Source organism: Streptomyces sp. EDA2-14 (genome assembly GCF_054963755.1).
Window position 1 is genome coordinate 65,034 of the sequence record NZ_JBUEGE010000013.1, and the last position, 15,505, is coordinate 80,538.

Below are 15,505 nucleotides of genomic sequence, written 5' to 3' on the forward strand. Positions count from 1 at the left end.
GACGGTGGGGTAATGGCGCAGGTGCTCGAGTTCAAGCTGCCCGACCTCGGGGAGGGGCTCACCGAGGCGGAGATCGTGCAGTGGCTGGTGGGGGTCGGTGACGTCGTCGCCGTCGACCAGCCCGTCGTCGAGGTGGAGACCGCCAAGGCGATGGTCGAGGTGCCGTGCCCGTACGGCGGTGTGGTCACGGCCCGCTTCGGCGACGAGGGCAGCGAACTGCCGGTGGGCGCGCCGCTGTTGATGGTGGCCGTGGGCGCGCGGTCCGCGTCGGAGGTCCCCCTGTCGGACGTTCCCGCGCCGTCGACGGCCGCAGCGCAGAAGCCCGCGACGCCGCACCGACAAGCGCCTGAAAAGGCGGAGAGGGCCGAGAAGGCAGAGAAGGCAGAGAAGGCGGAGAAGGCCGAAGGCTCGGGGAACGTGCTGGTGGGGTACGGGACCACCACCGCGCCGACCCGGCGCAGGCGGGTGCGCCCCGCACCGCTGGACGGCGTGCCCGCCGCACCGCAGCGCGGCACCCCGCGCGCCGAGGGCCCGGTCCCCGTGATCTCCCCGCTCGTCCGCAAGCTCGCCCGCGACCGCGGCGTGGACCTCAGAGAGGTGACCGGGTCGGGGCCCGACGGGCTCATCCTCAGGGGAGACGTGGAAAAGGCGGCGAACGCGGCGAGCGCCGTCGCCGAGACTCCCGAGGCACCGCAGGCCCCCGAGGCGTCGCAGGCTCCCGAGGCCGCCGGGAAGACCCCCGCCGCCGCGCGGCAGGAACACCGCACCCCCTTGCGCGGCATTCGCGGCGCCGTGGCCGACAAGCTCTCCCGCAGCCGGCGCGAGATACCCGACGCGACCTGCTGGGTGGACGCCGACGCCACGGAACTCATGCACGCGCGCGCGGCGATGAATTCCGCGTCCGGTCCCTCCGCGGGTCCCAAGATCTCCGTGCTTGCCCTGCTGGCCCGCATCTGCACCGCGGCCCTGGCCCGCTACCCGGAGCTGAACGCCACGGTCGACACGGAGCGGCGCGAGATCGTCCGGCTCGACGAGGTGCACCTCGGGTTCGCCGCGCAGACCGAGCGCGGCCTGGTCGTGCCCGTCGTACGGGACGCCCACGCGCGCGGCGCCGAATCGCTGAGCGCGGAGTTCGCCCGGCTCACCGAGGCGGCACGGGCGGGCACGCTGTCGCCCGCGCAGCTCACCGGCGGCACCTTCACGCTGAACAACTACGGGGTGTTCGGCGTCGACGGCTCCACGCCGATCATCAACCACCCCGAGGCGGCCATGCTCGGCGTCGGCCGCATCACCGCCAAGCCCTGGGTGCACGAAGGGGAGTTGGCGGTCCGGCAGGTCGTCCAGCTCTCGCTCACCTTCGACCACCGGGTCTGCGACGGCGGCACGGCGGGCGGCTTCCTGCGGTACGTCGCGGACTGCGTGGAACAGCCGGCGGTGCTGCTGCGCACCCTGTGACCGTTTCGGTGACCGGGCCGACCTGGCCGACCGGGCCGACCTGGCCGACCGGGTCGACCGGGCCCCCGGAGGCAAAGATCGCCCGCCCGCCTGGTGGCATTGATCGCCCGTAAGCCCATACTCGGGGGATGAACGCGTACGACGCCATCGTCCTCGCCGGGGGCGGCGCACGCCGGCTCGGCGGCGCGGACAAGCCCGCTGTGCGGGTCGGCGGCCGCGCGCTGCTCGACCGGGTCCTTCAGGCGTGTGCCGGGGCCCGCGCCACCGTGGTGGTCGCCGAGCCGCGCCGCACCGCGCGCCCCGTCGTCTGGGCCCGCGAGGAGCCGCCGGGCGGAGGGCCGCTCGCCGCGCTGGAGGCGGGGATCCGCGTACTCGAGGCCGCACCGGGCCCGGTCGCGGAGAGCGTCCTCGTGCTCTCCGCCGATCTGCCGTTCCTGGCCGACGACACCGTACGGGGCCTGCTCGCCGCGCTGAACAACAGCGCCGCCGCCGACAGCAGCAATGCGGCCGACAACAGCAACGCAGTCGACCACGGCGCCGCCCGCGACCACGGCGCCGCCCGCGACCACGGCGCCGCCGCCGACGGTGTGCTGTTGGCCGACGGCGACGGCCGCGATCAGCCGCTCGTCGCCGCCTACCGCTACGCGGCGCTGCGCCGGGTACTCGGCGAACTCAAGGCCGAACACGGTGACCTCAACGGCCTCCCGCTGCGTCTGCTCACCCGTAACCTCAGCCTCACCCGCATCACCGACCCGGTCGCGTCGTTCGACTGCGACACCTGGGACGACATCGCCGCCGCCCGGTCACGCATCAGGGAGCATGGACGAGTGCTTGACGAATGGATCACCGCAGCCAAGAACGAACTGGGCATCGACCTGGACGTCGACACGGGCGTCCTGCTCGACCTCGCCCGTGACGCCGCGCACGGCGTCGCGCGCCCCGCGGCGCCGCTGACGACGTTCCTCGTCGGATACGCGGCGGCGCAGGCGGGAGGCGGCCCCGAAGCAGTGGCGTCGGCCGCGGCGAAGGCGGCCGAGCTCGCGAACCGCTGGGCGCAGGAGGCCGAAGCCAAGCCGGACGACGCGGGATGAGCGCCCCCAACGGGCGGTCCGCGCAGACCGCCCCGGTGGACGTCGACCCGATGGGCCTCGACGTGGACGAGGCGCTCGCCCTGGCCAACGACGGCCGGTCCCACGGCAACCGGTCCCACGGCAACCGGCCCTACGACACCCGGACCGGCGGCCGCGGCTCCGACCCGGCCACCCGGGCCGCTCCGGAAGCCCCCACGGCCCCCGGCGCCCCCAGCACCCCCGGCACCTCCACCCCGCCGCCCCGCCCCACCTCCCGCCACGAGGCGACCTCCTGGACCGCGGCCCGCCGTACCGCCGCACGGGCGGAACGCGGCCCCCGCGGAGCGGTCGGCGTCCCCCTCGACCAGGCGCTCGGCCTCGTCCTCGCCGCACCGCTGACCGCCCTGACCGACCTCCCCTCCTTCGACACCTCGGCGATGGACGGCTGGGTCGTGGCGGGCCCCGGCCCCTGGGCCGTCGTCGGTGAGGGGCTGCTCGCCGGGCACGAGCCGCCCGCCCCGCTGGCCGACGGCGAGGCCGCCGCGATCGCGACCGGCGCCCGTGTGCCGTCGGACGCCACGGCCGTCATCCGCAGCGAGCACGGCCACCTCGACGCGGGCGGCCAACTGCACCCCCTGCGCGAGGTCGCCCACGGCCAGGACATCCGCCCGCGCGGCCAGGAGTGCCGCAGCGGCGAACTGCTGCTGCCGGCCGGCGCCCTCGTCACGCCGGCCGTCCTCGGCCTCGCCGCCGCCGCGGGCTATGACACCCTGACCGTCGTCCCGCGCCCGACCGTCGAAGTCCTGATCCTCGGCGACGAGTTGCTCACCGACGGGCTCCCCCGCGAGGGCCTCATCCGGGACGCGCTCGGCCCGATGCTCCCGCACTGGCTGCGCGCGCTCGGCGTCGAGGTGACCGCCGTACGGAGGCTCGGCGACGATGCGAAGGCTCTGCTCAACGCGGTACGGGAGGCCGGCACCGACCTCGTCGTGACCACCGGCGGCACCGCCTCGGGGCCCGTCGACCATGTGCACCCCACCCTGCGCGCCCTCGACGCCGAACTGCTCGTCGACGGGGTCGCCGTCCGCCCCGGCCACCCGATGCTGCTCGCCCGCCTCAAGGAGGGCCGGCACCTCGTCGGGCTCCCCGGCAATCCGCTGGCCGCCGTCTCCGGACTGCTCACGCTCGCCGAACCGCTGCTCCGGGTGCTGTCGGGCCGGGCGCAGGACGGCACGCACAGCTCCGCACAGCGCCAAGCCCGCGAAGGGCAGCGGCAGTTCGACGGAAACGTGGACGCGTACACCGCTCCCCTGCACACTCCCGCCCCCGGCCACCCCCACGACACCCGCCTCATCCCCATCGTGCTGCGGCAGGATGACGGCAGCGGGCACGAGTGGGCGGTGCCCCTGCACTACAACGGTCCGGCCATGCTGCGCGGCATCGCGGCCGCCGATGGGCTCGCCGTCATCCCGCCCGGCGGCGCCTCCGAGGGCCAGGAGGTGGAGATCCTCGACCTGCCGTGGTCGTGGAACCCCGGACTGCCCGGTCTCAACCCGGCGGGGAACGAAGGGTGTTTCACGTGAAACTGGCCGGCGATGACGCCATCGCACGCCAAGAGGAAGAGCGGACCGCGACCTACCGGGTGAAGCTGCCCCGGCAGGTCGTCGAGCGTCCGCTTCTCCAAGTGGCCCGGCGCGTGCTGATAGCGCTCACCGTGCTCGTCGTCACCGCACTGATCGTGTGGATCGACAGAGACGGCTACAACGACAATTCCGATGGCCGTGTCGACCTGCTCGACTCGTTCTACTACGCGACCGTCACGCTCTCCACCACGGGATACGGCGACATCACGCCGGTCAGTGACGCGGCGCGGCTCACCAATATCTTCGTCATCACGCCGCTGCGTGTGCTCTTCCTGATCATTCTGGTCGGCACCACGCTCGAAGTCCTCACCGAGCGGACGCGTGAGGAATGGCGCCTGAAACGCTGGAGGTCCACCTTGCGTGACCACACTGTCGTCGTCGGCTTCGGCACCAAGGGCCGCAGCGCGGTGGAGACCGTCTGCGCGAGCGGTCTGAAGCCCGAGCAGGTCGTCGTGGTCGACCCCAGCCCCAAGGTCGTGGAGAGCGCCAACGCCCATGGGTACGCGGGCGTGACGGGCGACGCCACGCGCAGTTCGGTCCTGTTGCAGGCCGAGGTGCAGCGGGCGCGGAAGATCATCATCGCGACGCAGCGCGACGACACGGCGGTCCTGGTGACGCTCACCGCGCGGCAGTTGAACCGCGGGGCGAAGATCGTCGCCGCGGTCCGTGAGGAGGAGAACGCGCCGCTGCTGCGCCAGTCCGGCGCCGACGCCGTGATCACCAGCGCCAGCGCGGCGGGGCGGCTGCTCGGCCTGTCCGTGCTCAGCCCGCACGCGGGCGTGGTCATGGAGGACCTCATCCAGAAGGGCTCCGGCCTCGATCTGGTCGAGCGCCCGGTCACCAAGGCCGAGGCCGGGCTGCGGCCGAAGGAGACGGAGGACCTGGTCGTCAGCGTCATCCGGGGGCACCGGGTGCTCGGGTACGACGACTCGGCCGTCGGCACGCTGCAGCTGACGGACCGCCTCATCACGATCACCCGCGTCACTCCCATGACGCAGTTGGCACCGGACATGAAGCCGACGTCCCGCGGCTGAGCCCGGCCGGGAGACCGTCGGGGCCCGGCCGGGGAGACCGAGCCGCGTCCGGCCGCGCCGGGCCGGGCGACGGTCTCCCCGCGAGTGATCCACGGGAGTAGCCTCGCGGCCATGCATGCGATCACGATCCCGGAACCCGGCGGACCCGAGGCGCTCGTCTGGACGGAGGTCCCCGACCCCGTACCCGGCGAGGGTGAGGTCCTGGTCGAGGTGGTCTCCAGTGCCGTCAACCGCGCCGATCTGCTCCAGCGGCAGGGCTTCTACAACCCGCCGCCCGGTACGTCCCCCTATCCCGGCCTGGAGTGCGCCGGCCGGATCGTCGCGCTCGGCGACGGCGTCTCCGGCTGGTCGGTCGGCGACGAGGTGTGCGCGCTGCTCGTGGGCGGCGGCTATGCCGAGAAGGTCGCCGTCCCGGCCGGACAGCTCCTTCCGGTGCCGCAGGGCCTCGACCTGGTCACGGCGGCCGCGCTGCCCGAGGTGACCTGCACCGTCTGGTCCAACGTCTTCATGATCGCGGGCCTGCGCCCCGGCGAGACCTTCCTCGTGCACGGCGGCTCCAGCGGCATCGGCACCATGGCGATCCAGCTGGCGAAGGCCGTCGGCGCGAAGGTCGCGGTCACGGCCGGCACCAAGGAGAAGCTGGACTTCTGCGCGGAGCTCGGCGCGGACATCCTGATCAACTACCGCGAGCAGGACTTCGTGGAGGAGATCCGCGAGAACACGGCGGGCGGCGGCGCCGACGTCATCCTCGACAACATGGGCGCCAAGTACCTGAACCGGAACGTCGACGCCCTCGCCGTCAACGGCCGGCTCGCCATCATCGGGATGCAGGGCGGCGTCAAGGGCGAGCTGAACATCGGCACGCTGCTCGGCAAGCGCGGCGCCATCACCGCGACCACGCTGCGGGCCCGCCCGCTGGCCGAGAAGGCGTCGGTCGTCGCGGCGGTGACCGAGCACGTGTGGCCGCTGGTCGAGGGCGGCCATGTGCGGCCGATCGTGGACCGCACGCTGCCGATGAGCGACGCCGCGCAGGGCCACCGGGTCCTGGAGGAGTCGGGCCACATCGGCAAGGTCCTGCTCACCAACGCGTAGCGACCCCGGCGGGCGCCGCAGGTCACCGGCGCAGCCGCAGCGCCAGGAATCCGAGGCCGAGCCCCGTGAGCAGCAGCCCCGCGCCCAGCGGCAGCACGTTCACCAGGGGCCCGGCCCCGGGTCGGCCGATGGCCTGCCGCTCAGGGGTGGGCCGCTCGCGCGGCTCCTGCGACACGGTCGGCGAGGGCTCGGTGCGCGCCGGGGGCTGTACGGCCCCGGTCTCGGTCGGCGTGGGCAGCGCGCGCCCCGGCGGGGTCCGGCCCACCCCGGCCCGGCTCCCCGCGAGGGAACCGTGCGGCGAGGGCTCAGCGGCGTACGACGCCCCGGGTGGTGCCGCCAGAGAGAGCATCGCCAGGAAGAACAGCGCGGAGACGAGAAGTCCGGCCACCCACCGAAGCCGCATCCCCAGCCCCTTCCGCTCCCGGTTCGTCCAGACGCTTGCGTCAAGCCTCACATAGCGGGATAAAACAGGCACGCCGGATTTCGGTTCGCCGTACACGGTGGATCAGCCCCGAACGGGGGCACCACCGAGTTGTGACAACCGCGTACGAGAGAATGGCGGCATGGAGATGCCGAGGAACGAGAAGTCGCCCGAGAACCCGCAGGTCCTGGTCGTCGGCCAGGACGGCATGGCGCTTGGCGGCGGCGGTGGGGACGACGAGTCCCGCGAGATCCCGGTGACCGACATGGTGGAACAGCCCGCCAAGGTGATGCGCATCGGCAGCATGATCAAGCAGCTGCTCGAAGAAGTGCGCGCGGCTCCCCTGGACGAGGCGAGCCGACAGCGCCTCAAGGAGATCCACTCCAGCTCGGTCAAGGAACTCGAGGACGGCCTCGCCCCCGAACTCGTCGAGGAACTGGAGCGGCTCTCCCTCCCCTTCACGGAGGAGGCGACCCCGAGCGACGCCGAGCTGCGCATCGCGCAGGCCCAGCTGGTGGGCTGGCTCGAGGGCCTTTTCCACGGAATCCAGACGACGTTGTTCGCCCAGCAGATGGCGGCCCGCGCCCAGCTGGAGCAGATGCGCCGCGCACTGCCGCCCGGCGTCGGCGGTGGCGAGGAAGAGGGCGAGGACCCGCGCACCGGAGGCCGCTCGGGCGGCCCGTACCTCTAGGCGCGACGGCCGTACCGCCAGGCCAGAGTCACAAAAGAAGGACCCGTCTCCGGACGGGTCCTTCTTTTTGTGCGTGAACTTGGCCACCGTGGCGCGGCGCCGAACGCCCCAAGTGATCACGGAATCGCCATCGGCACCCCATAAAAATCCTGCTCACGATTTGCAAGGCCCGCACAGCTACGGGTTGGATGTCCCGTCCATCTCGGAACGGCGACATGGCCGATGCCTGTAGCGTGGCCCGACGGAGTCGGTATTTCGCAACCGCGCGTACTCCGATGTATGGATCCGGCAGCACGGACAAACACGACGGCGAGGACTGATGGCACAGCAGCAGCGCGCTCAGGGCCCGTCCGACCCCGAGGCGACTGGCGGCGGTATGTCAGATGCGCCGGAGAACTGGGGTAACGGCGGGCTCGTCGGGGATGGGCGATATCGCCTCACCGGCAGACTGGGCCGGGGTGGCATGGCGGAGGTGTTCGCCGCCGAGGACGTACGCCTCGGCCGCACCGTCGCCGTCAAGCTGCTCCGCTCCGACCTCGCCGAGGACCCGGTCTCCAAGGCCCGCTTCACCCGCGAGGCACAGTCCGTCGCGGGGCTGAACCACCACGCCGTCGTCGCGGTCTACGACTCCGGCGAGGACGTCGTCGCCGGAAGCACCGTTCCGTACATCGTCATGGAGCTGGTCGAGGGTCGCACCATCCGCGACCTGCTGCTCAGCGCCGAGGCTCCGGGTGCCGAACAGGCCCTGATCATCGTCTCGGGTGTCCTCGAAGCGCTCGCCTATTCGCACCAGCACGGAATCGTGCACCGCGACATCAAGCCCGCCAACGTGATCATCACCAACACCGGTGCGGTCAAGGTGATGGACTTCGGCATCGCGCGCGCCCTGCACGGCGCGCAGTCGACGATGACGCAGACCGGCATGGTCATGGGCACGCCCCAGTACCTCTCGCCCGAGCAGGCCCTCGGCAAGGCCGTCGACCACCGCTCCGACCTGTACGCGGTCGGCTGCCTGCTCTACGAACTTCTCGCGCTGCGCCCGCCGTTCACCGGTGAGACCCCGCTGTCCGTCGTCTACCAACACGTCCAGGACACCCCCGTGCTGCCTTCCGAGGTCCTGGACGAGGTACCGCCGGAGCTGGACGGCCTGGTGATGCGCTCCCTCGCCAAGGACCCGGACGACCGGTTCCAGACGGCCGAGGAGATGCGCGGGCTCGTCCAGTACGGCCTGCAGATGCTGTACGAGCAGGGCGGCCACACCGGCACCTGGAACACCGGCCCGATCGACGGGCACACGGGCGGCTCCACGCCCGCGATGGGCGTCGCCGCCACCACGGCGATGCAGCACCCGGACGGCGGCACGGCCCCGCAGCCGATGCTGCGCCCGCCGGGCGGCGACGACGGCGGCTTCGAGGGCGGCGGGAACGGCAAGGGCGGGGGCGGCCGCGGCAAGCTCTGGATCGTCGCCGTGCTCGCGGTGATCGCGATCGCGGTGGGCGTCGCCTGGGCGCTCAGCGGCGACGACAACAACAAGGAGCCCGGCAACAAGAAGTCGCCGAGCGCCACCCAGTCCGAGACGAGCTCGAAGCCGAGCAAGTCGTCCGACGACGAGTCGCAGGGCGCGACCGAGGAGCCGGGCACCAGCACGGGCGGCGACACCGGCTACACGCCGACGCAGCAGCCCACCACGGACAACCCGTCGCCGACGCAGTCCGACGAGCCGACGAACGAGCCGACGAGCGAGGACCCGACCCCGACGCAGTCGTCGGAGAAGCCGACCCAGTCCGCGACGCCCACGCCGCCCGACGACGGCAACGGCGGCACGGGCGGCGACACCGGCGGTGACACCGGCGGCGCCACCGAGGGCGTCATCGGCGGCGAGACGGGCGGCGGCGACGGCACCCAGTAGGACGCCCCGCCTCCGCCGGGGCTAGCGCCCCGGCCGCGCCGATCCGCCCCGCAGCTCGTGCACCGTCATGAACTGCGGGGCGACGCGCAGGTAGACCGGTTCGTAGGGCTCGCCGTCCGCGTAATGCGGGGTGGCCCCGAAGAGCTCCAGTTCGTCCGTGGTCGGCTCGATCTGCTCGCAGGTGCCGACGCACTGCACCGACCACTGGCCCGCGTCCTCGGGGCGCTCCTGGCCGAGGTTGTCCGCCCCGTAGGCGACGACGCTGCCGATGCACGCCACGTGGTAGCCGTAGCCGCGGTGCATGCGCAGCAGCAGCCGTCCGTCGGCCACGACGTGCCGGGCGGAGGCGAGGAAGGGCAGGGCGCGCATGCTGGTCGCCACGCGGCCGTAGGGCACGCCGGCGAGCAGTTCGAAGGCGCGGGCGTGGTCCTGCCGCGCAGCCCCCTGCGGGGCCTGCTGCTGGTCCTTCTGCGGGTCGGAGGGCATGTCACCACTCTGCGCCGTGATCGCCGCGCCGGAACAGAGGAACCCGCCCCCGGACACGTATGACATAGGTCCTGTGGGGGCGGGCATCCCGGAAGGGCGGCGGGGGAGCCGTCAGTGCTTCTCCGCCTGCATACGGGCGACGTAGGCGGCCGCCTGGGAGCGGCGCTCCATGCCGAGCTTCGACAGCAGGCTGGACACATAGTTCTTGATCGTCTTCTCGGCGAGGTGCAGGCGCTCGCCGATGACCCGGTTGGTCAGCCCCTCGCCGATCAGGTCCAGGATCTTGCGCTCCTGGTCGGTGAGGCCGGAGAGCTTGTCGTCGCTCTTGCGGCCGCCGTCGCGCAGCCGCTCCAGGACGCGGGCCGTGGCGACCGGGTCGAGCAGCGACTTTCCGGAGGCGACGTCCCGCACGGCGGTGAGCAGCTCATTGCCGCGGATCGCCTTCAGCACGTACCCGGAGGCGCCGGCCATGATCGCGTCGAAGAGCGCCTCGTCGTCCGCGAACGACGTCAGCATCAGGCACTTGATCGACTCGTCCCGGGAGCGGATCTCCCGGCACACCTCGACCCCGCTGCCGTCCGGCAGGCGCACGTCGAGCACCGCCACGTCCGGCCTGGTCGCGGGGATGCGGACCAGGGCGTCCGCGGCCGTTCCTGCCTCGCCGACCACCTCGATGTCGTCCTCCACCGACAGCAGCTCATGGACGCCGCGGCGGACCACCTCGTGATCGTCGAGCAGAAATACATGGATTTTTCCGTCTTCGCGCACGGATTCAGTCTCACACACGAACCTTCGCCGCGCTCTAGATGATCGTGGGGTGACCGGGATAACGTGCCGGTGTTCCGGCCCCCTGCCAGGCTGAGATCCAGGACCCGTCGCACAGCTGTGACCTGCGACGCTTCGTCTTCCCTCGCGATACTAGGAAATCCAACCAACGAACTACTTGGAAATCCAAGCAAAATCGCAGGTCAGATGGGGTTTCGCAGATGTGTGACCCACTGGGTAACGTGCTGGGTGAAGGGTGCTTGCCGGAGCACTTGTCACGCCTGTTGCCGGCGCCTCGCACCCACCCCGTGCGTGGACGGATCAGGCGAGCCGAGCCGACTGGCCATCCGGCAATCCCGGGGCCGGACCGACGGAGGAGCACACGTGACCGTAGACAGTGCCGACAGCACTGCCGCAGCGCAGAAGGCACAGCCGCCGCGCAAGCGGACCGCTGCGAAGAAGTCTGCGAAGAAGTCCCCCGGCAAGACCGCCGCCGCCAAGACCGGCGCCGCGAAGGCCCCCGCGAAGGCGGCCGCCAAGAAGGCGACCAAGGCCGCGGCGCCGCAGAGCGACCTGGTGCAGCTGCTGACCCCTGAGGGCGAGCGGGTCGAGAACCCCGACTACGACCGGTACGTCGCCGACATCACCGACGACGAACTGCGCGGCCTGTACCGCGACATGGTCCTCACCCGCCGCTTCGACGCCGAGGCCACCGCACTGCAGCGCCAGGGCGAGCTGGGCCTGTGGGCCTCGCTGCTCGGCCAGGAGGCGGCCCAGATCGGCTCCGGCCGGGCCACCCGTGAGGACGACTACGTCTTCCCGACCTACCGCGAGCACGGCGTCGCCTGGTGCCGCGGGGTCGACCCGACCAACCTGCTCGGCATGTTCCGCGGCGTGAACCACGGCGGCTGGGACCCGAACAGCAACAACTTCCACCTCTACACGATCGTCATCGGCTCGCAGGCGCTGCACGCCACCGGCTACGCGATGGGCGTCGCCAAGGACGGCGCGGACAGCTCGGTGATCGCGTACTTCGGCGACGGCGCCTCCAGCCAGGGCGACGTCCTGGAGGCCTTCAACTTCGGGGCCGTCTACAACGCCCCCGTCGTGTTCTTCTGCCAGAACAACCAGTGGGCGATCTCCGAGCCCACCGAGCGCCAGATGCGCGTGCCGCTCTACCAGCGCGCGCAGGGCTTCGGCTTCCCCGGCGTGCGCGTGGACGGCAACGACGTGCTGGCCTGCCTCGCCGTCACGCGCTGGGCCCTGGACCGGGCCCGGCAGGGCGAGGGCCCGGCGCTCATCGAGGCGTTCACGTACCGCATGGGCGCGCACACCACGTCCGACGACCCGTCGAAGTACCGCTCCGACGACGAGCGCGTGTCGTGGGAGGCGAAGGACCCGATCCTGCGCCTGCGCGCGTACCTGGAGTCCCAAACGGACACGGACGAGGGATTCTTCGCGGAACTCGACGCCGAGAGCGAGACGTTGGGCAAGCGAGTACGCGATGTCGTACGGGCCATGCCGGACCCGGACCTCATGGCGATCTTCGAGAACGTGTACGCGGACGGGCACGCGCTCGTCGACGAGGAGCGCGCGCAGTTCGCCGCCTACCAGGCGTCGTTCGCCGATGCAGCTGACGGGGAGGCCTGACGATCATGGCTGTACAGAAGCTTCCGATCGCCAAGGCGATCAACGAGTCGCTGCGCACGGCGCTCGACAACGACCCGAAGGTCCTCGTCATGGGCGAGGACGTCGGCAAGCTCGGCGGCGTCTTCCGCGTCACCGACGGACTGCAGAAGGACTTCGGCGAGGACCGGGTCATCGACACCCCGCTCGCCGAGTCCGGCATCGTCGGCACCGCGATCGGCCTCGCCCTGCGCGGCTACCGGCCCGTCGTGGAGATCCAGTTCGACGGATTCGTCTTCCCCGCGTACGACCAGATCGTCACGCAGCTCGCGAAGATGCACGCCCGCGCGCTCGGCAAGATCAAGACGCCGGTCGTCATCCGCATCCCGTACGGCGGCGGCATCGGCGCGGTCGAGCACCACAGCGAGTCGCCCGAGACGCTGTTCGCGCACGTGCCGGGCCTCAAGGTGGTCTCGCCGTCGAACGCGAGCGACGCCTACTGGATGCTCCAGCAGGCCATTCAGAGCGACGACCCGGTGATCTTCTTCGAGCCCAAGCGCCGCTACTGGGACAAGGGCGAGGTCGACACCGACGCGGTCCCCGGCGACCTGCACAAGGCCGCCGTCGCGCGCGAGGGCAGCGATCTGACGCTCGCCGCCTACGGACCCATGGTCAAGGTCTGCCTGGAGGCCGCCGCGGCCGCCCAGGAGGAGGGCAAGTCCCTCGAGGTCCTCGACCTGCGCTCCATCTCGCCCATGGACTTCGACGCCGTGCAGACGTCGGTGGAGAAGACCCGCCGCCTCGTCATCGTGCACGAGGCGCCCGTCTTCCTCGGCTCCGGCGCGGAGCTGGCGGCCCGGATCACCGAGCGGTCCTTCTACCACCTGGAGGCGCCCGTGCTGCGGGTCGGCGGGTACCACGCGCCGTACCCGCCGGCGCGCCTGGAGGAGGAGTACCTGCCGGGGCTCGACCGGGTGCTCGATGCCGTCGACCGTTCGCTGGCGTACTGAGAGGGGGCTGAATCATGGCTCGTGAGTTCAAGATGCCCGACGTGGGCGAAGGCCTGACCGAGGCCGAGATCCTCAAGTGGTACGTCCAGCCCGGCGACTCCGTCGAGGACGGCCAGGTCGTGTGCGAGGTCGAGACCGCGAAGGCGGCCGTCGAGCTGCCGATCCCGTACGACGGGGTGGTCCGGGAGCTGCTCTTCCCCGAGGGCACGACGGTCGACGTCGGCCAGGTGATCATTTCGGTTGACGTGGCCGGGGAGGCGCCCGCCGCCCCCGAGCCCGCGGCGGCCGAGCCGGAGGCCGAGGGTGAGGCCGAGGCCGAGGCGCCTCAGGGCCGCCAGCCCGTGCTGGTGGGGTACGGCGTCTCCGAGTCCTCCACGAAGCGTCGCGCCCGCAAGGGGGCCAACGGGGTGGAGGCCGCCGCCTCGAACGGCACCGCCACCCTCACCCGGCCCCTCGCCAAGCCCCCCGTGCGCAAGCTCGCCAAGGACCTCGGGGTCGACCTCGCCACCGTGATCCCGTCCGGCTCGGACGGGATCATCACGCGCGAGGACGTGCACGCGGCGGTCGCGCCCGCGCCCGCGCCCGAGGCCCCCGAGCCCGTCGCCGCACCGGCCGCGGCGGCGGCCCCGGCCCCGGCCTCGTACGACTCCGTCCGCGAGACCCGGATCCCGATCAAGGGTGTGCGCAAGGCGACCGCGCAGGCGATGGTGAACTCGAAGTTCACGGCTCCGCACGTCACGGAGTTCGTGACCATCGACGTGACGCGCACGATGAAGCTCGTCGAGGAGCTCAAGGGCGACAAGGACATGGCGGGGCTGCGGGTCAATCCGCTGCTGCTCATCTCCAAGGCGCTGCTCGTCGCGATCAAGCGCAACCCCGAGGTCAACGCGGCCTGGGACGAGGCGAACCAGGAGATCGTCCAGAAGACTTACGTGAATCTGGGCATCGCCGCGGCCACCCCGCGCGGGCTGATCGTGCCGAACATCAAGGACGCGCAGGCCAAGACCCTGCCCGAACTGGCGTCCGCGCTGGGCGAGCTGGTGTCCACGGCGCGCGAGGGCAGGACGTCCCCGGCCGCGATGCAGGGCGGGACCGTCACGATCACCAACGTGGGTGTGTTCGGCGTCGACACCGGTACGCCGATCCTGAACCCCGGTGAGTCGGCGATCCTCGCCATCGGAGCGATCAAGCTCCAGCCGTGGGTCCACAAGGGCAAGGTGAAGCCGCGTCAGGTGACGACGCTGGCCCTGTCCTTCGACCACCGGCTGGTCGACGGCGAGCTGGGCTCCAAGGTGCTGGCCGACGTGGCGGCGATCCTGGAGCGCCCGAAGCGGCTGATTACGTGGGCCTAGTAAGCCCCGCCGGCGATTGAGGCGCGGGGTCCGGGGCAGCGCCCCGGACCCCAGCCCCGTCGCAGGGCGAGATGACGACTACTTCTTGAACCCGTAGTCCATCAGCTTCTTCGCGTCCGACGTCCGCGCATTGACGGACGTCGACTTCAGCACCGTCCCGATGACGGTCTTCCCGCTCCGCGTCGCCGCGAAGACCAGGCAGTACCCGGCCTCCGGGCCCGAACCGGTCTTGACGCCGATGGTGCCGGAGTACGTACCGAGCAGGTTGTTCGTGTTGGACCACGACATGTAGCGGTAGCCGCCGGACTTCGTCGTGACCTTCTGCTTCGTCGACTTGGTCTTCACGACGGACCGGAACGTCGAGTTCTTCATCGCCGACGACGCGATCTTCGTGATGTCGCGCGGTGTCGAGTAGTTGGAGCCCTTTCCAATGCCGTCGAACGAATCGAAGTGGGTGTTCTTCAGGCCCATGTCGGTGGCGGCCTTGTTCATCTTGCCGATGAAGGACTTCACGCGCGCCGCACGGGTCGAGCCCGAGCCGAACTTGTCCGCGAGCGCGTACGCCGCGTCGCAGCCCGAGGGCAGCATCAGCCCGTACAGCAGCTGGCGGACGGTGACCTTGTCGCCGACGATCAGCCGGGCCGACGACGCGGTGTTCTTGACGATGTAGTCGCTGTACGCCTTCTGGATCGTGACCTTGGAGTCCAGGTTCAGATTCGTCTGGGCGAGCACCACCTTCGCCGTCATGATCTTGGTGGTGGAGCCGGTGGATCTGCGGGTGTCCGCGGCCTTCGTGAACAGGCTCGAGCCCGTCCCGTTGTTCATCACATAGCCGCCGGCCGCGGCGATCGTCGGCTTGGCCGGCGCCGTGGCGGCCTGCGCGGTGGTGGTCAGCGCGGTGCCGGAGATCACGGTTCCGGCGACGAGAACGGCAATGCCCGCTATGCGATT

The 15,505-nt window shown here is 71.4% G+C and carries 14 protein-coding genes; 10 read left to right on the forward strand and 4 right to left on the reverse strand.

Features of this window, described 5'->3' with window-relative positions; translation table 11 throughout:
- The first annotated feature begins 12 nt into the window (after positions 1-12).
- From ACY34M_RS27145 to ACY34M_RS27165, 5 genes are all read left to right on the forward strand, one after another.
- The gene (locus ACY34M_RS27145) at positions 13-1,455 is read left to right on the forward strand and encodes a dihydrolipoamide acetyltransferase family protein (RefSeq protein WP_462723416.1); all 1,443 of its coding nucleotides are present in this window, start codon (positions 13-15) and stop codon (positions 1,453-1,455) included.
- Positions 1,456-1,583: 128 nt separating this feature from the next.
- Positions 1,584-2,546, forward strand: coding sequence for a DUF6457 domain-containing protein (locus tag ACY34M_RS27150; RefSeq protein WP_462723415.1), 963 nt, complete (start codon positions 1,584-1,586; stop codon positions 2,544-2,546).
- Positions 2,543-4,108: a molybdopterin molybdotransferase MoeA gene (locus ACY34M_RS27155; RefSeq protein ID WP_462723414.1), complete on the forward strand. Its 1,566-nt coding sequence runs from the start codon at positions 2,543-2,545 to the stop codon at positions 4,106-4,108. Before ACY34M_RS27150 ends, ACY34M_RS27155 begins: the two co-directional genes overlap by 4 nt.
- Positions 4,105-5,202 (forward strand): potassium channel family protein, encoded by a 1,098-nt coding sequence (locus ACY34M_RS27160; protein ID WP_462723413.1) that lies wholly within the window; start codon positions 4,105-4,107, stop codon positions 5,200-5,202. Before ACY34M_RS27155 ends, ACY34M_RS27160 begins: the two co-directional genes overlap by 4 nt.
- A gap of 111 nt (positions 5,203-5,313) precedes the next feature.
- Entirely contained in the window at positions 5,314-6,294 is a 981-nt protein-coding gene (locus ACY34M_RS27165) for an NAD(P)H-quinone oxidoreductase (RefSeq protein ID WP_462723412.1), read from the forward strand.
- A 22-nt stretch (positions 6,295-6,316) separates the two neighbouring features.
- Here the strand turns inward: ACY34M_RS27165 and ACY34M_RS27170 are convergent, their stop codons facing one another.
- Positions 6,317-6,697 carry a hypothetical protein gene (locus tag ACY34M_RS27170; RefSeq protein WP_462723411.1) on the reverse strand — a complete coding sequence of 127 codons (381 nt, stop codon included), beginning with the start codon at positions 6,695-6,697 and terminating at the stop codon, positions 6,317-6,319.
- A 160-nt stretch (positions 6,698-6,857) separates the two neighbouring features.
- Between ACY34M_RS27170 and ACY34M_RS27175 the strand changes: the two genes are divergently transcribed.
- Both ACY34M_RS27175 and ACY34M_RS27180 read left to right on the forward strand, forming a co-directional pair.
- Positions 6,858-7,406 carry a bacterial proteasome activator family protein gene (locus tag ACY34M_RS27175; RefSeq protein ID WP_462723410.1) on the forward strand — a complete coding sequence of 183 codons (549 nt, stop codon included), beginning with the start codon at positions 6,858-6,860 and terminating at the stop codon, positions 7,404-7,406.
- Between the two features lie 319 nt (positions 7,407-7,725).
- Positions 7,726-9,315 (forward strand): protein kinase domain-containing protein, encoded by a 1,590-nt coding sequence (locus tag ACY34M_RS27180; protein ID WP_462723409.1) that lies wholly within the window; start codon positions 7,726-7,728, stop codon positions 9,313-9,315.
- A gap of 21 nt (positions 9,316-9,336) precedes the next feature.
- On the opposite strand, the gene ACY34M_RS27185 is transcribed toward ACY34M_RS27180, so the two are convergent.
- The gene (locus tag ACY34M_RS27185; protein ID WP_462723408.1) at positions 9,337-9,801 is read right to left on the reverse strand and encodes a pyridoxamine 5'-phosphate oxidase family protein; all 465 of its coding nucleotides are present in this window, start codon (positions 9,799-9,801) and stop codon (positions 9,337-9,339) included.
- Between the two features lie 111 nt (positions 9,802-9,912).
- Entirely contained in the window at positions 9,913-10,569 is a 657-nt protein-coding gene (locus tag ACY34M_RS27190; protein ID WP_462723407.1) for a response regulator, read from the reverse strand.
- A 204-nt stretch (positions 10,570-10,773) separates the two neighbouring features.
- Here ACY34M_RS27190 and pdhA point away from each other — a divergent pair, with 204 nt between their 5' ends.
- Genes pdhA through ACY34M_RS27205 form a run of 3 tightly spaced genes read left to right on the forward strand, consistent with a single transcriptional unit; the run spans position 10,774 to position 14,554 of the window.
- Positions 10,774-12,216: a pyruvate dehydrogenase (acetyl-transferring) E1 component subunit alpha gene (gene pdhA, locus ACY34M_RS27195; RefSeq protein ID WP_462723406.1), complete on the forward strand. Its 1,443-nt coding sequence runs from the start codon at positions 10,774-10,776 to the stop codon at positions 12,214-12,216.
- 5 nt (positions 12,217-12,221) lie between these two features.
- Positions 12,222-13,202 carry an alpha-ketoacid dehydrogenase subunit beta gene (locus ACY34M_RS27200; protein ID WP_462723405.1) on the forward strand — a complete coding sequence of 327 codons (981 nt, stop codon included), beginning with the start codon at positions 12,222-12,224 and terminating at the stop codon, positions 13,200-13,202.
- 14 nt (positions 13,203-13,216) lie between these two features.
- A complete protein-coding gene (locus ACY34M_RS27205) occupies positions 13,217-14,554 on the forward strand; it encodes a dihydrolipoamide acetyltransferase family protein (protein WP_462723404.1) in 1,338 nt (445 codons plus the stop codon).
- 78 nt (positions 14,555-14,632) lie between these two features.
- Here the strand turns inward: ACY34M_RS27205 and ACY34M_RS27210 are convergent, their stop codons facing one another.
- Complete coding sequence (locus ACY34M_RS27210; RefSeq protein ID WP_462722499.1) at positions 14,633-15,490, reverse strand: D-alanyl-D-alanine carboxypeptidase family protein; 858 nt, start codon at positions 15,488-15,490, stop codon at positions 14,633-14,635.
- Positions 15,491-15,505 lie beyond the last annotated feature (15 nt).